Origin of the sequence: Weeksella virosa DSM 16922 (genome assembly GCF_000189415.1) — a bacterium.
Taxonomy (GTDB): Bacteria; Bacteroidota; Bacteroidia; order Flavobacteriales; family Weeksellaceae; genus Weeksella; species Weeksella virosa.
On record NC_015144.1, the window covers coordinates 25,375 to 45,613 of the forward strand.

Annotated in this window: 14 protein-coding genes and 1 tRNA gene; 9 read left to right on the forward strand and 6 right to left on the reverse strand. The window is 34.9% G+C overall.

Translation table 11 applies throughout. The features are described 5' to 3' along the window. Nucleotides 1–8 precede the first annotated feature (8 nt). Entirely contained in the window at nucleotides 9–1,439 is a 1,431-nt protein-coding gene (gene purB / locus WEEVI_RS00135; RefSeq protein ID WP_013597151.1) for an adenylosuccinate lyase, read from the forward strand. Nucleotides 1,440–1,517: 78 nt separating this feature from the next. On the opposite strand, the gene WEEVI_RS00140 is transcribed toward purB, so the two are convergent. Then, on the reverse strand, nucleotides 1,518–7,412 hold the full coding sequence (locus WEEVI_RS00140) for an alpha-2-macroglobulin family protein (RefSeq protein ID WP_013597152.1): 5,895 nt from the start codon (nucleotides 7,410–7,412) through the stop codon (nucleotides 1,518–1,520). 202 nt (nucleotides 7,413–7,614) lie between these two features. Between WEEVI_RS00140 and WEEVI_RS00150 the strand changes: the two genes are divergently transcribed. From WEEVI_RS00150 to WEEVI_RS00160, 3 genes are all read left to right on the forward strand, one after another. After that, a complete protein-coding gene (locus WEEVI_RS00150; protein WP_013597153.1) occupies nucleotides 7,615–8,202 on the forward strand; it encodes an outer membrane beta-barrel protein in 588 nt (195 codons plus the stop codon). A gap of 310 nt (nucleotides 8,203–8,512) precedes the next feature. Further along, the gene (locus WEEVI_RS00155) at nucleotides 8,513–8,890 is read left to right on the forward strand and encodes a hypothetical protein (protein ID WP_013597154.1); all 378 of its coding nucleotides are present in this window, start codon (nucleotides 8,513–8,515) and stop codon (nucleotides 8,888–8,890) included. Next, nucleotides 8,874–9,329, forward strand: a complete 456-nt coding sequence (locus tag WEEVI_RS00160; protein ID WP_013597155.1) for a hypothetical protein — start codon at nucleotides 8,874–8,876, stop codon at nucleotides 9,327–9,329. The genes WEEVI_RS00155 and WEEVI_RS00160 overlap by 17 nt, the downstream gene beginning before the upstream one ends. 19 nt (nucleotides 9,330–9,348) lie before the next feature. Here the strand turns inward: WEEVI_RS00160 and WEEVI_RS00165 are convergent, their stop codons facing one another. The 3 genes from WEEVI_RS00165 to WEEVI_RS00175 form a co-directional block, all read right to left on the reverse strand. Continuing rightward, nucleotides 9,349–9,897 carry an NADPH-dependent FMN reductase gene (locus WEEVI_RS00165; protein ID WP_013597156.1) on the reverse strand — a complete coding sequence of 183 codons (549 nt, stop codon included), beginning with the start codon at nucleotides 9,895–9,897 and terminating at the stop codon, nucleotides 9,349–9,351. A gap of 152 nt (nucleotides 9,898–10,049) precedes the next feature. Continuing rightward, entirely contained in the window at nucleotides 10,050–12,218 is a 2,169-nt protein-coding gene (gene feoB, locus WEEVI_RS00170; RefSeq protein ID WP_013597157.1) for a ferrous iron transport protein B, read from the reverse strand. A gap of 3 nt (nucleotides 12,219–12,221) precedes the next feature. Continuing rightward, complete coding sequence (locus WEEVI_RS00175; RefSeq protein ID WP_013597158.1) at nucleotides 12,222–12,455, reverse strand: FeoA family protein; 234 nt, start codon at nucleotides 12,453–12,455, stop codon at nucleotides 12,222–12,224. A gap of 206 nt (nucleotides 12,456–12,661) precedes the next feature. On the opposite strand from WEEVI_RS00175, the gene WEEVI_RS00180 reads away from it, so the two are divergent. The 5 genes from WEEVI_RS00180 to WEEVI_RS00200 all read left to right on the forward strand — a co-directional run bounded on the left by WEEVI_RS00180 (nucleotide 12,662) and on the right by WEEVI_RS00200 (nucleotide 18,462). Beyond that, complete coding sequence (locus WEEVI_RS00180; protein WP_013597159.1) at nucleotides 12,662–15,352, forward strand: PD-(D/E)XK nuclease family protein; 2,691 nt, start codon at nucleotides 12,662–12,664, stop codon at nucleotides 15,350–15,352. 46 nt (nucleotides 15,353–15,398) lie between these two features. Continuing rightward, entirely contained in the window at nucleotides 15,399–16,655 is a 1,257-nt protein-coding gene (locus WEEVI_RS00185) for a dicarboxylate/amino acid:cation symporter (RefSeq protein ID WP_013597160.1), read from the forward strand. A gap of 10 nt (nucleotides 16,656–16,665) precedes the next feature. After that, nucleotides 16,666–17,064, forward strand: a complete 399-nt coding sequence (gene mce / locus WEEVI_RS00190; protein ID WP_013597161.1) for a methylmalonyl-CoA epimerase — start codon at nucleotides 16,666–16,668, stop codon at nucleotides 17,062–17,064. Nucleotides 17,065–17,152: 88 nt separating this feature from the next. Then, a tRNA-Ile gene (locus tag WEEVI_RS00195) sits at nucleotides 17,153–17,226 on the forward strand. A 174-nt stretch (nucleotides 17,227–17,400) separates the two neighbouring features. Beyond that, nucleotides 17,401–18,462: a T9SS type A sorting domain-containing protein gene (locus WEEVI_RS00200; protein WP_013597163.1), complete on the forward strand. Its 1,062-nt coding sequence runs from the start codon at nucleotides 17,401–17,403 to the stop codon at nucleotides 18,460–18,462. A 147-nt stretch (nucleotides 18,463–18,609) separates the two neighbouring features. On the opposite strand, the gene WEEVI_RS00205 is transcribed toward WEEVI_RS00200, so the two are convergent. Together WEEVI_RS00205 and WEEVI_RS00210 are read right to left on the reverse strand one after the other, a co-directional pair. Beyond that, entirely contained in the window at nucleotides 18,610–19,380 is a 771-nt protein-coding gene (locus WEEVI_RS00205) for a hypothetical protein (RefSeq protein ID WP_013597164.1), read from the reverse strand. A gap of 137 nt (nucleotides 19,381–19,517) precedes the next feature. Further along, nucleotides 19,518–20,234, reverse strand: a complete 717-nt coding sequence (locus tag WEEVI_RS00210) for a hypothetical protein (RefSeq protein ID WP_013597165.1) — start codon at nucleotides 20,232–20,234, stop codon at nucleotides 19,518–19,520. Between the last annotated feature and the right edge of the window lie 5 nt (nucleotides 20,235–20,239).

Here is a 20,239-nt window from a genome sequence, read left to right on the forward strand (position 1 = left end):
AACATCAAATGAACAAATATCAAAACCCATTAGAGAGCCGTTATGCAAGCGATGAAATGTTGTATAACTTCTCACCCGATAAAAAATTTACCACTTGGCGAAAACTTTGGATCGCTTTGGCCGAAATAGAAAAAGAGTTAGGTTTGGATATTTCACAAGAGCAAATAGACGAGTTAAAAGCCAATGAAACCAATATCGATTACGAAGTTGCCGCTGCTTATGAAAAAAAATTCCGTCATGATGTAATGGCCCACGTACATGCATACGGTGATGTAGCGCCGATAGCAAAAGGAATCATTCACCTTGGGGCAACTTCTGCTTTTGTAGGAGACAACACCGACTTGATTCAGATTCGAGATGGTTTCGAGCTGGTAAAAAAACAGCTCGTGAACGTAATAAATGGATTAGCTAAATTTGCCGATACCTATAAAAATTTACCAACTTTAGGATTCACTCATTACCAACCCGCTCAATTAACCACGGTAGGTAAACGTGCTACGCTTTGGTTACAATCGGTTTTGCTCGATATGGAAGAGTTAGAATTCAGAATCGAAACGTTACGTTTTCGAGGTGTGAAGGGAACCACTGGGACGGCTGCATCTTTCAAAGAGTTATTCAATGGTGATTATGAAAAAATAAAAATCTTAGACAAAAAACTTTCTGAACGTTTCGGCTTCAAAAATGTATTTGCTGTGTCTGGACAAACTTACGATCGAAAAGTAGATGCGTACGCATTAGAAGTTCTAGCAAATATTGCTCAATCTGCTCATAAATTCACCAATGATTTGCGTTTGTTGCAAAACTTAAAAGAAATAGAAGAACCGTTCGAAAAGAACCAAATAGGCTCTTCGGCAATGGCCTACAAAAGAAATCCGATGCGTTCTGAACGTATAGCTTCTTTGGCCAAATATGTGATTTCTTTGGCTTCTTCTCCGCAGATGGTGGCTGCTACACAATGGTTCGAGCGAACATTAGACGATTCTGCAAACAAACGTTTATCGATCCCACAAGCTTTCTTGGCTATAGATTCTATTCTTTTGATTTGGAACAATATTTTAGAAGGGTTGGTGGTATATCCGAAAAGTATCGAACGCAGAATCCAAGAAGAATTACCCTTCATGGCGACCGAATATATTATTATGGAGGGTGTGAAACAAGGAGGCGACCGCCAAGAGCTGCATGAAATTATCCGTACACACTCGATGGAAGCTGCTAAACAAGTAAAAATGGAAGGAAAATCGAATGATTTGATTGAGCGTTTATTGAAAGATGAAAACATGAAAATGGACGAACAAAAAATCAAAGAAATTATGGATCCAATGAATTTCATTGGTTTTGCACCAGAACAAACCGAAGATTTCTTGAAAATCGAAGTTCAACCGATTCTTGATAAATACAAGGATCTTTTAGGAAACCTCAATACAGACCTAAAAGTTTAAGACAAAATACATTCAATAAAAAATCCCGCTTTTCGTCTTGATTAGCGGGATTTATTTATTATCAATACATACAATTTCTTATTGTTTGATTTGCACTCTAATCCCTTTGCTATGTGCACTTAGCTCCGGAGCATACATGTTTTGCATTGTGGTAATTCCGTTCGAGAAATCACCTTCGTTATTGGCAATCAATTCGTATTCGAATACGTAAGTCCCACGCGGCATATAATCAGCATAAAAATTAGTGGCCAAGTCTCTCGTACTCTGATAATAGCCAAATTCACCATTATAACGGTAACCCGAAAGTGAATTTACAGGCTCGAAACCAGCTGCTCGCATATCTTTTATATGGACAAACTGCATCGGACGATCGATAGAAATTCGTAACCGTACAACTACAACATCTCCTATTTTGATAGGAGTATGCTCGGTGATATTCATCAGCATTGGACCATTAGTTGTATTTTCTTTTCTATACAAATCTTTCTGAAAAGCAATTCCGGTTTCGGCTGTTTGTATTTTATCCAAATCTTCGAAATATTGCCAATACAAAGCTCCCCAAGCAACACCTGGTGATTTTTTCTCGATTTCGACATTTCCCATTTCTGGAAGAATTTCTTTATTTGTCCAAACTTTTTTCACCATTCCGGTTCCACTTTGTGTGCTAGAAGTTGAAAAGTCAACTGGTTTGTTTCCTATAGAAATTCGAGTATTATTCTCTGCATCTAGCCAAGATTTACCTGTACCTAATAGTGCATAGACTGCTTTGGTAGTTGCTTTGGTAGAATTCCACTGATTGGTTTGTCTATTCTTCAATAACCAAACTTTCATTTTTTCTACCGACTCTTCGTCTTGGTTAATTTCTGAGAAAGCTTCTATTAATGTCGCTTGCGTTTCTACTGGTGTCGCATGCCAAGCCCAACCTGACACATTTTTCTTCCAATACATACCCATTTCATCACTGTTTACGCTAGTTTCTTTTAGGTAGTCTAGGATGCGTTTGGCTTGGTCTTTCTCTCCTATTCTTTCTAGGACTAAGGCAGCCATAGCTTGTGCCTGAAGGGACAATTGATGCGAATTGTTCTTTAGATTATTTATATAATTTGCTTTCAGTTCGTCTAATTCTTTAGGAAAAGGATAGTTATCTAGAAAGAAACTTCTTGCATAGAGATAATGGACTCCATTGTTCCAATCTGGGATATGTAGTTTTTTAGCTTTTAGCGCGTTGAAATAATTAAGTTGTTGATGATCTATGAATTTAATCATTTCTGATATGTTTTTTTCTACCGAAAGATTAAATTTAGCTAAATCTACTCCCATTTTCTTCATGCTTCCAAATCCACTCAAAATATAAGTAGTAAAAAACTCGCTTTCTAATCCGCCATCATACCAAGAAAAACCACCCGAAGCTTTTTGTTTTTGCATCAACTTCTCGAAACTAGTTTTAATTTGTTGTTGCATCGTATTCAGGTCAAACAAAACGGCAATACGCTTCATTTGCTCTTCTTCGCTCATAGAGTTTTGTACCCAAGGTGTTTCTTCGAGTATGATAGATTTTAGTTCTTGGTTGAGTGCTAGTTTGGATTTTAATTGTCCTTTTTTATTCCAATCATCAAAAACTGCTTTTATTTTCGGATTAGATGTTAGAAGTTTTTCTGAAAGTAAATTGGCGTATAAAGAACTAAAGGTTTGCTCTGAGGATTCGTTTGGGTTTTCTTTGAGATAAGGCAACGAAAATATCGCATACCAAATCGGATTATTCGTCCACTCTAACGTTAATTGATAGTTGTCGAGTGTTGTTGAGTGCTGATGGAGTAGATTTTTGAACTCGAAACTTTTTATCTGATTTTCTCTCACATACAAAGGGAGAGTTTCGGTAACCAACATACGATTTGTGACAATTGGCAATGTAGATTCTTCTCCATCTGTGAAACCGTTTGCTTCTGCTGTTACTTTATAAGTCACAAGCTGTACATGTTCTGGGATGTTAATTTCCCAGTTTACTTCTGTCGATTGTCCTTTATTGGCCAAAAAGTCTTTCGTACTTTGGGTATTCTCAAAAACCACATCCAGTGGTTGTTGGGTAAAAGCATCTTGTAATATCAATTTAGCTTTTCCTACAAGATTTTTATCCGAAAGATTCATGATTTTAGTCGAGATTTTCATATTGTCTCCTGCTCGCAAAAATCGTGGCATATTCGGCACTACCATCAATTCTTTTTGGGTTACAATTTCTTTTTCGTAATATCCTATCTTCATGTCTTTTGTGTGTGCAAGCCCCATCATCTTCCATTTCGTTAAACTTTCTGGCACGGTAAACTCGAACTGTATATTACCTTCTTCATCCGTTTTTAACGTAGGATAGAAAAATGCTGTTTCCTGCAGATTACTACGAGTAGCAATCACCTGACCTTTCTCTTGAAAGTTTTCTTCTGCTGCTTGCTCAATTAGTTGTTCGTTATCGGTTTGATCATATTGTACAGCATCTGCAGCGTCAGTTACTTTCATTTGTGCATTTTTTGTGACCGTTGGTAAGCCTGTTGTTTTCCCTTCTAGTGCAACGGATGCAAACATTCTATTATGTATAGAAGACCTAAAACTAAAATCAAATGTATTGATTGGGTATAGATAATAATTATATACGAAGATTGGATACAAATCATTCTTGGTCCATTGTCCAGATCTAGACATATTAAAACTTTTATTGAAAGCAAAACCTCTTTTTGGCGACGAGCTGAAGTTGTATGGAAGCATTCTCAACGAATGTTTTGTAAATTGATCTAATGAAGCATCGTACATTGTGGCAAGAAATTCTGACAAAATTTTGTCTTTTTCACTTCCTTTTATGGTAAAGGTCCATTTTTCTTTGGTTGCAGGCGATAATAAATCACGTACAGTTTTGGTGTTGATTTCTAGATTTTTATTTTCAGAGGGTATATTGATCACAATTGTACCTTGCTGTGACGAGTTATACTTCACAAATTCGTAATGCACAAACACCTTATCTCTGTAACTTGCTTCTACAGGAAACGAATACGATTTTCCTTTTTTGGTTACGGATAAGATCTCTTCATCTTTGATTTCTTCGTCTACTTCTAATCGAATTTTCAGATCAAGATAATCGGCATTTGTTGCGAAATTAATGACTACTTTATCCTTCGGTTGGAAGCTTTCTTGGTTCAACATGTATTGAAATAATTCTATCACATCACCTTTCTTTTTCGGGTTGGATAAATAAATCATCTGATAAAACTCTTCTTGCTCACCATTGACCAAAACATTCATCCGAATTGTATAATAACCCTCTTTCCAGTTCGAGACATTTGTAACTTGGATTGAATCTGAAAGTTGAGTGTTGAATTTAGTTGAGAAAACTTGTTTCCCAGTTTGCCAATTTTGTGGCTTGTCTTCATTGGCAAATGCATCGTGTGGGAAAAGTTTCTCGAACTCGGCACGGGTATATAACTCGTAATTCGTTGTGAAATTATTTTTTCTCAATGCTCTTTTCGGTGCTTCTAATTCTGTAATTGTCAAAACACCTTGGGTAGGGATTTTATTAGCATTAAGGTCGGTTGAGCTTACCACGAATTTCTCTAAATCCTTCACCGAAACTTTGTCGTCTAAACTCGCTTGAAGCATTAGATTTTTATCTCCTATCATAATCCTTTTTTCGGTAGAGTGAGTTTCACCATTGATGTCTGTAACCTCTACAATTACCCGAAAGGTATAGGTCCTAACATCGTTTTTCCCGTTTCGCTCTCTTGCCGGAGTTACCGGAAAATGAAAAACAAATTCTCCTTGATTGTTTGTTTCTATTTGCCCGAAAATCAATTCTTCCTCTGCCTCATAGTTCGGTCGACGAGCGTTATAAAACCAATAGGGGAATATTGCCTGGCGGTAAACTCTGTATTTCACTCTAGCATTATTCATGCTTCCTCCAGAAAAAGTTTCGGCTTTACCAGAGATTTTCACGGCTGAGTTTAGCTGATACGTTTGCGTCAAATCATCCAATTGTACCAAAAATTTTGGCCGTTTGTATTCTTCTACAGAAATTGTCTTAGAACCTAAATTTTCTATATTAATGGTAAATAAACCTGTGTGCACAGAAGCCGGAAGAGAAAATGTACCGTTTACCGATCCAAACTCATTAGAAGTAAGTTCTACTTTCTGAATTTCTTTTTGGTTAGCATCCAGCAATTTTATCAATAACTTTTGTTTTGGTATTACTGCAGTTGTTTTATTTTTTTTATCCACTGTATAAGCAATTGCCTTAAAATATACCGTTTGGCCAGGTCGATAAATTGCACGATCAGTGAACAATTCTACTTTTTTTTGTACTGTCGTGTCTCTTTTAGGTGAAAATTTGCCGTAGTTATAATCCAAATAGAAAATATTTTCATCGGCTAAACGATAATAAAATGAGTTCTTTATTTTTTTCTTAACGAATCCTTTATTGTTGGTAATTACCGTCGAGTCTAATACCATTTCGGGTTGTCGATTGACATATTTTATTGTATAGATTTCGATCGGCTTGTTGGCTTGTTTTTTACCCGTTTGTCGGTTAACAACCTGAAAAACTTGTTGATCAGAATCGTACAATATCGAATAATCTGTAACTTTCAGCTCTAAAATATTAATTTTATTGGTAGAATTTCTTTTAAAATTATCTTCTAAACTCGCCACTAGAATATATCTTCCTTTTGGTAAAGGCTTCAGCGCAAACAAAGTAGAATGCTCTAAATTATCTGTAAATTTCTTTAAATCAACCTCATAAGAATCTACTATTTTTAGTTTCGAAAGAAATTTTTCATAACTATTACCTTCTTGATAATCTTGCAATAAATGATTCCGTAATTCTTGCGACTGGATATCTTTTGCACCAATATTATAATCGTAGATTCTTATATAAAATCTCGAAGTATTTCTATGAGCAATTTGGATAGGATTCACCTGATTGGGAGTAATAAACTCATCCGTAACCAAAGAAATAGATGGATTATTGATGACGTCTAGAAATAATTTTGCATTTTTTTGTAACTCTTTATCTTTTGATTCTGACAGGATTTGCTTGAGATAGCCTAAAATCTCATTGTATTGTTCTTGCTCCGAAATCTGATTATTGTAGAGTTTAGAAACCAAGTGATACATAACTTCATACGAGTACCAATTTTTCGGATACTTTACAATCAGTTTTCGTAAGGCTTCTTTATAGTTTAATTCTCCCAATAAATCCTCTTGATGATTAATTTTCAATTCTTCCAGAAACATTTTTTGTTCTGTTGTTAATCGAGCATCGGAAGCCAACCACTCATCTATAAACTCGTTTGCCAAAGCTGCATTATTTTGTTGTAAATATTGCAATTGATTATTGGCCAAAACATCCCAAAGTGTTGGTAATAAGCGTAAACTAGCTTCTAGTTGTTTTTGTTCTTTCGTAGAATCATACGCAAAAAGTGAAAGCCAATTATTGCTTTTTTCTTTTTGCAAAAGATTTTTCTGTGCTTTAATTTGAGCATACAACTCATTATTTTTATCGATAAAATTCACTTGGCTCCAAAAACGAATATCTTCAGAAGGTGAATTTTGTACGTTGGTTCTATTTCTGAATTTCCAAGAATTTTCTACCCAATAGATAGAGTACAATTGGCGTAAATATTCTGTTAAAATAACTTTTTCTACTCCACTTGTATGATTAATTTCTTTTTCGAAATCTCGAAAAACAAAATTCACATCATCCATTTCATCTTGGGTCACAATCTGGATTTTAGCCCTTGCAAACATACCTTTGGCGACAAAAGGAGTATTATTTTCTTTTCTAGCCAAATCGATAGCTTGATTAATTTTTGGTTCCAAAGACTTGAATTTCCCTTCATCAAACTCTCGCTCTATTTCTCTCCAAATTTTGTCTAATGTGTTTTGTGCCATGGTATATGAGCTTACTATTAATGCAAATAATAGGATTAAATGTCTCATTGTTTTGTTTTTTTTAATTCTATCGTCTAGATGCAATTTACATAAAAAAGGTTGGTTCGTATTATTAAAAAAATTTTATTTCAATAAACGATTTAGAAGAAATATGATAGAATTTGGAATGAAAAAAAATAAAAATTAATAACTCTGGTACATAAATTGTACAATTACCACAAGACAATAAATAATAAAAAACGCTATTATCATGAAAAAAATAATTTTAACATTCAGTTTACTATCTGCTTCAATTTTTGCATTTGGGCAAGACATCTCTACCCCTTCTACATCTGCTGAAGTAGGTTCTTCTCCGATAAAACAAGGAAATTGGCTAGTAGGAGGTTCTATTGGATCGTTGGGATATTCATTCGAGGGTGAAAATTTCAATATTAACCTAAATCCACAAGCAGGTTATTTTATTTCGGATGGTATAGCTGTTGGTTTGACAACAAGTTTCGGACTTCAAACCGTGAAAGATGATAAAAATATCTGGAACTATCGATTAATGCCATTTGCTCGTTACTATTTCCCAGAGGGAGCAAGCTCTACAGGAAGGTTCTTTGGTCAACTCGAAGCTGGTATTACTGGAGCAGACAGAGGTGGAACTAATCATGGATCTAAAAAAGACACCTCATTTGGTTTTGGTGTAAACGGGGGTTATGCACATTTTCTTTCTCGTAACGTAGCATTGGAAGGAACAGTTGGATACAACTACTCAAAGTCTGATGCATCGAACGCAAAAGCTCAAAATGGATTGGGTGTTGCACTAGGTTTCCAGATTTATTTAGGAAAATAATCAGTAGAAATTTTTCAAAATACAATAATATTTCTTTAAAAAAGACTATCGGCCAGAGTTGATAGTCTTTTTTGATTCAAACACGAATCTTTAGATAAAATTTATTGTTTTTTTTGTTAAAACAGCTAATAATCTTCATCTTTGTAGGCCTTGTTCATTTCCTTTATCGGAAATGTAAAAATTCATATCCTAGTTAAGATAAGATAACTCTAGTAGCCTGATAAATAGTGCTAATATTATAACAACTAACTTCGTGATAGCTTGAATGAAGAAGTATTTATAAGAAGTATTTATAATAATTATAAAAACCTTGAAGACAAAAAAAATAAAATATTTAGAATTTCTTAGAGCAGAACTGATTAATGAACAAAAAAACAAGAATAATAACCAAGACAAAGTAACAATTCAAGAAATAGAAAATAAAATACAAGGCGAACAAAAGGTTTTATGGAATTACTATCTGCAAAACCCAATAGACTCCTCTAATTATGATGAGTTAGAAGATATTATTCGATATTTTGATCAGATTAATTATAAAAATCGGATTTATGAAAAAATTCTTGTTCAGAAAGCAGAATTGAACTCTCTCTTCGATAAATTGATTATTGAACAAGCGATGCAAGAAGCCAAGAAAATAGAACTAGAACTAAACCGTTTATGCAATCTTATCAATGAAAAATGTATGTAAAAAAGAATCATCTTTTCGATTTCTTGTCTCTTTATTTTTTTTACTATCTTTTGCTACGTTGATAAACTGTACGACACAATTTCCTGAAGAAAAACCTCTTTACCCATCAAATTATATCGACACAATTTCTGATCCAAAACAAGTAACCATACAACTATTAGCTATAGAAAAGCGTACATTATATTATTCTGTTGAAGCAAAAGAAACCAAAACTCCTATTTCGGTAAAAGCTTCTAATTTCTCTAGAGAAATCGATATTAATGATGATGAATTAATTATAAAACATCACCTTTTGGAAGGTAGAAAAACAAGAAAAAATCAAGAAAAAAGTTATTCTGGAAAACTTACGACTCGTCTACCCAAAAATATCAAAGAAGTAAGAATTGTGGTGTACGATCAACATTATAAAAAGATAGCACACCAAAACTTTGCCTTGTGACAAAAGACAGAAAGTACGACTATCCTATTTGATTAGGTCCTTCTAAAAGCACATCGATTAATAATTTGAAGCGTGTCTCGTATTTTGCATTAATCTCTTGATTTTCTGTAAATAAATCTGGTCTTTGTACCGGAACACTATAAGGCAAAGGCCAGGCTCTAAGTGCTTTTACAATAGATTCCATCGCATTAATGCCTTGCATTGCTTGCATCCCATCTGCCCAACTTACAAGCCCAATTCGTTTACCAGTAAGATAAGGTCTTGGCAATTTAGCACTAATTTCCAACCAATCGATAGCATTTTTCATAGCACCTGTTAGACTTCCGTGATAGAGCGGTGTAAACCAAATTTGTAAATCTGTTTCCACAAAAATTTTATTCATCTCCAAAACTTCTCTTGGTGTTTCTTTTATCGAAAAATCGAGGATAGGGATATTAGATTCGGCAATATTGAAGATTGTCGCTTCTATATTTTTTTGGGTAAGTTGAGTCTGAAAATATTTACAAATTCTTTCTGAAACTGAATTTTCTCTTCTATCGAGAGCTCCATTAAATAGTAGAACTTTCATATGATGACTTTCTGTTTATATCCTACTCAAAAACAAATAGGATTTTTTTTTGATTAACAAAGATACGCAAATCGTTTAAAAGCTCATTTACCTTCTAAAAAAGAAATGTAAAATTGCCTCTAAACGAAATGCTCCTGAACAAATAAAAATAATTAACTATATAAATGCCAAATTCTAGTGACTAAAAAACAAACAATAAAACCATAGATTATTGGTAGAAAAGTTGCTACAACAGTCCACTTCCTACTTCCGGTTTCTTTATAAATGGTATAAATCGTCGTGCTACACGGGTTGTGTAGTAAACTAAAAAGCATTAAGTTAACAGCAGTCAAGGTTGTCCATCCAGCAGTATGCAATAAAGTAGCTATCTCCCCAGAAGAACCTTCAAACATCACCCCTGCTCCTTCACCTAGAGTACTATCGCCTAACACTAAAACAGATAACATTAGAATGGTCGGTATCACAATCTCATTGGCTGGTATTGCGACAATATAGGCTAAGAGAATAACCCCATTCAGCCCAATAAAAACACCAAAAGGATTGAGCGCATCGATTATCCAAATTGCTAAACTTTGATGGGCAATAGGGATATTAGAAATTAACCAAATAACTGCACCTGCAGGCGCTGCAAAAACAATCGCACGCCAAAGAACAATCAAAGTACGATCGATAATTGAGGTATAAATGGTTTGAAAAAAACGTGGCGGACGATACGGTGGCAATTCTAATGTAAAGAAAGAAGCCTGACCTTTTAGCAATGTTTTGGATAACAACCATGAAGTGAAAAAAGTAAAGGCAATTCCTAAAACAGCTATAAAAATTACAGCCAACATAGAAATAGTTCCCGACCATTTTGCTGGAACTAAAACTCCTAAAAAGATAGTCGCAATCAATATTTGCATTGGCCATCGACCATTGCATAATGAAAAGTTATTGGTAATAATTGCAATTAATTTTTCTCTTGGGCTATTGATAATTCTTGTAGCTACTACACCTGCTGCATTACACCCAAAACCCATGGTCATGGTTAGGGCTTGTTTTCCATGTGCGCCAGATTTTTTGAATAGTCGATCCAAATTGAAAGCTACGCGAGGTAAGTATCCAAAATCTTCTAACAATGTAAACAATGGGAAAAAAATAGCCATCGGAGGTAACATGACCGAAACTACCCAAGCCGTTGACATATAGACGCCGTCGATTAAAAAACCACTAAGCCACCACGGAAATTTTAGCGAAGCGGCACCTTGTTTTAGGAATGGATAAACATTCTCTAACAATAACTTCGATAGCAATTCTGATGGATAATTAGACCCAACAATCGTTAACCAAAGAACAACACCTAATAAAAAAAGCATAATTGGGAAACCCCAAAATCGGTGTGTAACTATTCTATCTATCGAACGATCTAAACGGAAAGAACGACGATTTTTATCTGTCGTCACATTATCGTTTACCAATTTTGCTGCCTTGCTATAGATCGCTTCCACTACATCATTTCGGTAATCATCGCCCAATTCTTTTTTATATTTTTCGGCTTGCGAAATCAAATCATACAATTCATTTTTCGAATCGATTTTTTCTTCCAAAAAACTCAAAATACTCGCATCACCTTCGATCAATCTCATTGCCAGCCAATGCGTATTGGGCAAAGTAGGAAAAAGTTTTTCTAAACGCCCCGATAAATCATTAACGGCTTTTTCTGTATTATCTGACAATTGAAAGCGTGGTATTTTTCTTGCAATAAAATCTCCTTCGGCAACTTGACGAATTGCTACTAATAATTCTGGAATTCCTTCTTTAGATCGGGCACTTGTTTCCACAACCGGAATTCCTAAATCTTTCGACAACGTGCGGCTATCAATTTCTATATGATGACGACGCGCTTCATCCATCAGATTTATACACAAAACAACTTTATTGGTAATTTCTAGAATCTGCAAAACCAACGATAAATTTCGCTCTAGACGGCTTGCATCCACTACCACAACCGTAACATCTGGCTGTCCAAATAGTACAAAATCACGAGCAATTTGTTCATCATCAGAAGTTGATAACAACGAATAAGTTCCAGGGAGATCTATAATTTTATAGGTTTTGTTATGATAAGAAAAACTCCCTTCGGCGCGGGTTACTGTTTTGCCGGGCCAATTGCCAGTATGTTGTTTTAGGCCGGTGAGTGAATTGAAAACTGTACTTTTCCCTGTATTTGGGTTTCCGGCTAAAGCAATGGTAAAGTCGAACTTACCCGAAAAATCACCAAGTTTTTTTAGATCAGATGAATAGTTAAATTCGCAAATTTCACAGGCTATATTGGGCTTCATAGTTTACTTTTTCAGATCAATCAATACTTTTACTGCATCTTCTTTCCTCAATGAAATCAAAGTATCATGGATAGAATAAGCTATCGGATCACCGAGTGGACTAATATACCGGATAGAAATCTCTGCACCGCGAACAAAACCTAAATCGAGTAAGCGTTGGCGAACTTCTTGCCTGCACTCGGTACTTAAATTTTGAATAATCCCGACTTGTCCTTTTTCTAATAATCCTAAATGCATTGTTTTGATTGCTTTTTATACTTTACTTAGTTTAGCAAAATTACAAAATTAGAATCATCTAACAATATGAATTGACATTTATTTTTCCTTCGATTGTTTTTTTTATCCATTCTAATAAAAACACCACAAAAGATAATAGAGGTTTTTGTACTATTTATTTTATGATTATTTTAGAGTAAATTCACCTTTTTAGTAAGCATACAGAAATGTCAAAATTTATAGATAAAGTAGTTGATGAACTGCTCAAGGATACTGAAAAATTATTACAGACGACATTGGTTCTACCCGGAAAAAGACCAATGCTGTTTTTTAAAAAAGCTTTTCAGCAAAAAACATCACAAGTCGTTCTACCTAAAATGATTAGCATAGAAGAATTTGTTTCCGAAATGGCGAATGTGCAACTAATTTCTGGTTTATCGCTTTGGTTTTTTGCTTACAATTCCTACGAAAAAGTTTTTCCAGATTTAGAAACTTTTGATGATTTCTTGAAGTGGGCACCTACAACCCTCAAGGACTTTGATGATCTTGATGCCTCTTTAGTCGATACGGATCATTTTTTTGAATACATGGTTTCGATAGAACGAATAAAAAATTGGGGACTGGAAATTGGAGAAGCCGATAAACACACATTAATTCAGCGTCACTTAGAGTTTAATGAACGTGTAAAATTGTTTTATAATCAATTTAGAAAAGATTTATTGACCGAAAAAAAAGCCTATTATGGATTAGCAAATAGACTTGCGGCCGAGCAAATTAATCAAGCTATAAACTCGCCTATAGAATATGTTTTTGCTGGCTTCAATGCACTTACAAAAGCAGAAGAGGCCATATTATTTGGATTGGAAAATGAACAAAAAGCAAAAATATTCTGGGATGCTGATGAATATTATTTACAGCCACAGCAAGAGTCTGGTGCATTTTTACGAAGACACAAAAAGAAAACAAAAAAACAATGGTCATGGACATTTAATGATTTCGCTTCTCCAAAACAAATCCAAGTCACAGGAATTAGTAAAAACGTTGCACAAGCAAAATATGTTAACGAACTACTCAGACATAAAACCGAAGAAGAACTAAAAAATACTGCTTTAATTTTGGCAGATGAAATGTTGTTACCTGCTTTGCTAAATGCAATGCCAAACAATGTAAAACACATCAATATATCGATGGGAATTCCACTGAAGAACATTCCTTTAGCTCATTTTTTCAAGTCTATTTTAGAGTTGCATATGAACCGAGAAAAACTAGGAAACTCTACAGCTTTTTACTTCAAAAACATATTGGATATTCTAGAGAATCCGTCGCTAAAAATTTTTCATTGCAAAAATGACGAGCAATTAATTGCAATTATACATTCCCAAAACAAAGTTTTCAGTTCAGTGAAATTCTTACAAGATTTTTTAATTGATTCGATTTTTAGCCCCTTATTTTCGAGACCAAACAATCTAAACGATTTATTGTCTATTATAGAAAAGTTCATAGCAGACTTATTCGTAAACCCCAAAATAGACAATGACTTGATGCGCGAATATTTATTCTATTTTCAACAAATTTTCACAAGTTTACGCACAGAAATTGCTACTCTAAAAGCTTCAACTAGTTTTAGAACATTGTATCTTTTGTATCAAAAACTATTACAAAGTGAAACTTTAAGTTTCATAGGAGAACCACTTGATGGATTGCAAGTTATGGGTTTATTAGAAACACGATTAATTAATTTTGATCATCTAATTATGACCTCTGTAAATGATGGTATATTGCCACTCGGGCGACAAAACAATACATTTATTCCGTACGATATCCGAAAGGAAAAAGGCCTTAATACATTTACAGAAAATGATGCGATTTATGCGTATCATTTTTACCGCTTATTATCACGTGCAAAAACAGTACATTTCCTTTACAATACAGATTCGGATGCGATGGGATCAGGAGAAAAAAGTCGATTTTTAGAACAAATTGCTTATGAAAGCTCACACGAAGTTGTGATTAATTACGCAAAACCGCATTTCGAAATTATCCCAAAAAATAAATTAGTGATACCAAAAACGCCCAAAACGATGGAGAAACTTATCGACTGGGCAGAAAATATCGGAATTTCACCCACCTTACTATCAACCTATATTCGTAATCCGATTGAGTTTTATGAACGAGTAATTTTATCGAACGATGAAACAGAAGAGGCCGAAGAAACAATTAGTGCGAAGACACTGGGAAAAATCGTACACGGTACTCTAGAAACTTTATACCAAGATTATCTTAATATCGCTCTACATGAAAAAGATTTTGAAGAAATAAAAAATAAAGTTGATGAGGTTTTAGAAGCCAACTTAAAAAAAGAGTACAAAGAAGGTGAACTAGATAGAGGCGAAAACTTACTCATCAAAAATGTAGCTAGAAAAATCGTCGAAGGCGTTTTACAGCGTGATAAAAAAATAGCACAAGAGAATGAATTGGTGATTTTATTTCTTGAGAAAAAATACAATTTCTTGATGGATATTGGTGATCGGAAAGTAAAAGTAAAAGGATTTATCGACCGGATAGATTCTGTAAATGGGACAAAACGAATAATCGATTATAAAACAGGAAAAATCGACAACCTAAATTTAGCTTCGGACAAGATAGAAGAGGTTTTCGAGATGGATAATAAAGCCAAATATTTACAATTGATAACTTATGCACACCTGTACTATAATGAAATTCAACAACAAGAAGAAGAAATTCAGTTGAGTATCTACCCGATCAAATTTCTAAACAAAGAACCTATTTACCTCCATTACAACAAAAGTACAATGATAACTTATAAAATTGTAGAAGACAGCTTGACTTATTTCCAAAATCTAATCCGAGAAATATTAAATCCAGAAATCCCTTTTGAAGAAAAAATAAATAATTAACGAAATTCTACAACAATTTCTTAATTTCACGCACAGAAATTATATTATGAAAAACAACAAACTTTTTTTAGCCATTATTTTCAGTCTCATTGGCGGTATAATCTTAGGAGGAGGCGTTTTCTATGTATTACCAGAAAGTGCAGATTCTTTTTCTAAAAACATTAAACTCTTAGGTACTATATTTATTCGTTTGGTCCAAATGATTATTGCACCCTTGGTATTTTCTACCCTCGTTGTCGGAATTGCCAAAATGGGCGACATGAAACTTGTAGGACGTGTCGGTGGAAAAGCAATGGGTTGGTTCCTTACTGCCTCATTGGTTTCATTAACAATAGGTTTAATCATTGTCAACTTAGTACAACCAGGTAATAATATGAACCTCTCGATAAGTAGTCTAGATGCTGCCGACTTGCTCAAGAACTCTACCTCTGCCCTAACACTAGAACATTTTGTGGCACATACGATTCCGAAAAGTGTTTTCGAAGCCTTCGCAACCAATGAAATTCTACAAATAGTTGTATTCTCTATCTTCTTTGGTGTTGCCCTAGCAGCCTATGGCAAAGAAGGTGAAATGCTAACCAATGCATTGGAAAAAGTATCTCATGTAGTCCTAAAAATGGTCGAATACATCATGTGGACTGCCCCACTAGGTGTTTTTGGTGCAATTGCAGCTGCTATTGCCAAACATGGATTCGGTGTATTCATCATGTATGGAAAATTCTTAGTAGCATTTGTTCTAGGTATAGCGCTACTATGGATAGTCCTGATTTTTGTGGGCTATCTAATTTTAGGAAAACAAAAGCTAGTATCTTTGCTACTACATATCAAAGAACCCCTGTTAATAGCATTTTCTACCACAAGTAGTGAGGCCGTTTTCCCTAAACTAGTAGAAGTACTAGAAGATTACGGAGCCGATAAAAAAGTTATATCCTTCACCCTTCCGCTTGGCTATTCATTCAACTTAGATGGAAGTATGATGTATATGACATTTGCAAGTATATTCATAGCACAAGTTTACAACATCCACATGCCAATAGAAAAACAAATCTTGATGCTAATGGTATTGATGCTGACAAGTAAAGGTGTTGCAGGAGTACCTCGTGCCTCGTTGATCGTTGTCATTGCAACCTGTTCTATGTTCGGAATTCCGCCAGAAGGAATTGCACTAATCCTACCTATCGACCATTTTTGTGATATGGCAAGAAGTATGACGAATGTTTTAGGAAATGCTTTGTCAACAGCTTCTATCAGCAAATGGGAACAAAAACATTTGGTAGATGCCGAAAATAATCTAAACTCTTAAACGCAAAAAAATGAAACTAGAACACATCGGAATTGCTATTCAGTCTCTAGAACAATCTAACGACTTATTCTCTAAACTTCTCGGACATACACCATATAAAGAAGAACTTGTAGAATCGGAACATGTATTAACGTCATTTTTTTCGGTAGGAAACACCAAAATAGAGTTACTTGAAGCAACGAACGAAAAGAGTGCAATTGCAAAATACCTTACAAAAAATCGAGAAGGTGTACATCATCTAGCCTTCGGGGTTGAAAATCTAGAATACGAAATTAATCGACTAAAAAAAGAAGGTTTCGAATTTATCAACGAAACGCCTAAAGAGGGAGCAGACAATAAGTTAGTCGTTTTTTTACACCCAAAAACCACCAATGGAGTATTGGTTGAACTCTGTATGGATAAAAAATAATTTTGTAATTAAAAAAATATGTTATAATATTGCACTCGAATTAAGCATCAGACCCCAAGTGGCTGGGGTTGTTTACCGCTAAAATTCAGGTCCCATAACTCAGCTGGTTAGAGTAGCTGACTCATAATCAGCAAGTCGTTGGTTCGAGCCCAACTGGGACCACTTCCTGAAAAAAGCGTTTACTTTTTGTAAACGCTTTTTTTTTTTATTCTTCATCTCCTACTAAACAGACTAATGTAAGTTTATATACTTTTTTATTTAAAAAAAATTCATAAAATCCATTGTTAATAAAAAACATATTCCTACCTTGTCAGGTACCAAATAAAAACTTTAACGATGAAAAAACTTTACTCCTTGGCACTGGTTATTTTTTTATATTCTAATTTTGCCATTGCACAAAACTATAAAGTAGAAATCTTGGGCGAAGGCTATAATACACCTACAAGCATAACACTTCAGCCAGACGGTAAAATCATTATAGCAGATCAAGAACTCGGAATACTTCGGATGGATGGAGACGGAACCAATTTGGAAACAGTTGGCTCTGGTTTCAAAAATCCATGGGATGTAGCCTACACGAAGAACGACAAAATTGCCGTAGCAGATTATAATGGAAACGCCGTAAAACTAATGAATGCAGATGGAACAGATATCCAAACAATCGGATCAGGATTCTATAATCCCTATTCTGTGACTGTGGACAACCAAAACAGACTGCTAATAACTGACAACTTCAATACCCAAGTGAAACGGATGAATATCGACGGAAGCAACATTCAAATACTCCAAGATCAATTCTTTAGTCCAAGAAAAACAGCAATAGAAAATGATGGCAAAATTCTAGTATGCAATACCGGCAACAGCGAAATTATTCGTATGAACGAAGACGGCAGCAATCTAGAAAAAATAGGCCACGGCTTCTCGTATCCTTATAGTATAGCTATACAACCTGATGGCAAAATCGTAGTAGCCGACACCTTCAACAGGCAAGTGAAACGAATGAATGCCGATGGAAGCAACATTGAAATTCTGGCAAATGACCTCAATTATCCATCTTCTGTAGCCATCGAAGCGAATGGTGATATCTTGGTAGTAGAATTCGGTTCCCAGCTTATTAAACGTATTGTGATGAGTTCGATGGGTACGTCTGAAAATCCTATCGAAAAAATAGAGACAAAAATTTACCCGAATCCTGCTAAGAATTTTGTAATTGTTGATGCAAAAAATGAAAAAAATGCAACGCTTAGTATTTATACTCTCGACGGAAAATTAGTACACACAGAAAACCTTAATTCTGGCGAAAACAAAATAAATGTTAGCAAACTTACTCGTGGTCTATACCTGATAAAAATTCTTTCTAAGAAGGGTACTACTATCCAAAAGCTAATTAAAGATTAAATCGTATAAACCCATAAAACATTATTATAGTATAGACAGAACAAAGAAATTATTCTGTATTTTCTATACCAATCGTTTTCTTTACGTTTATTGTAAACATTTCTTTTGACCAGTATTGTTTTTTTACATGAACAAAAAAACAACTTCTTATAATTTCTTAAATTCGGTAAGATTTCCATTGGTGTCGGTTTGCACTATATAGTCTTCACGGGCCGCATCAATGGTTGTTTGCCATTTCTGGTTGTGCAGATAATAGTAAACATTTTTTGGTTTATTGGCTCCTTCTATGGTTTTCATCTTTTCTTTGGCAACCAAAAACAGTTTGTTGGCAGTGGAAAAATCAACAATCGGTTGGATCTTTTTAGATATACGGTGTGATTTTACAGGATCGCCCTTTACCCATTTGAATTCGTTTTTTACTTTCCTATAGGTATAATTATCTACATATTCAGGATTTTCGGGGTCAACCAAATCCAAATAAACCATGTTTTGATTAATCATGATAGCACCTCCCGAAATCTGCAGCTGCTTGTTTGGGAAAAGATCTTGCAGTTCCTGCTGAATGGCTTTGAGCTTATCGGGATCGGCAAGAAAGTTTTTTGGAGCTTCTTTCAACTCGTTTATTCTATTTTTCATGGGTTCCACAAAATTGATTTCTTTATATTCCTGTAAAATTCTCAAAGTTGTAGGATCCTCCAATTCTTTTTCCTGCATGAGTTTCAGAGCTTCGTTGTAGAGGTACTCGGCTAATTTTTCTTTCTCTTCATTATCAACAAAACCAGGCGTATTATATATTCGTTCCAGTTTGGTTTGTTTGTCTTCATTGAAGGTATCGTGATAGGCTTCTTTTATTTTGTCGCAGGAAGTCACTGCCAACAATCCACCAATAAAAAATACAATAGCAATATTTCGTTTCATGTTTTATTATTTTAAATTCTTTATAGCGTTTTGATTTTTCTGTGTTCGATGTTATTGCTGTATGGGTAATTTCTACGAAACAGTTACGAACGGAAGGAAAGCATTAAAATCCCCAATTATGATTTTTGAAAATGATTTTATGACCAATCGTAAGTGAATAATACAATCCGGTTTTCGGGTTCGTAAAATATCATAATAGCATCGGCACCTTCCGAGCAGTAGTTATATCCGGCAACTTCCCCAACATACATCAACTCTTTTCCCTGATAAGAAATCGAGATGCCGTCGCTGTCTGAATCTTCGGGTGGAGTTTCGAAATTCATTTCAAATGCAGACGGAATATCTACGGTATCTACCCAATTGCCCCCTAAAATTTCGCCGTCCAGTCTGTCGATAAAATTCAGAGCGTCGGGATAGTCTTGCCAAGACAGCAGTTGTCCTTTTTCCTTGTATTTGGATTTTACGGTTTGGAAGGTATCCCGCATGGTTTGTATGTGTTCTGCCAAATCTTCGTCGCATTCCGATAAAGAAAGGAAATAGTCTTTATCGGCTAAAAAATTATATTTATTATCCGTGGTCAGTTTGAATGCAATCCAATTTTCTGCACAAAACTCATTGTGAAATTCTTCTGTTTCTTCGCCGAGAAGCCCGTCTGCTGGCTCAACCGGATTAAGAAAATGCACTACCGTTCCTGCCAAATCGGTGCGTAATATTCCTAAATCCACCGAAATCAAGGGCAGGAAACAATCGTTCAGCCAGGATTGTTCTGCCACGAATACCTCTTCGGGAAAAGGAGTTAAACCGTCTTTTAATTCGCTGATGTCTTCTTCGCAGAAGTTTGTTTTGTTTTCCATATTTT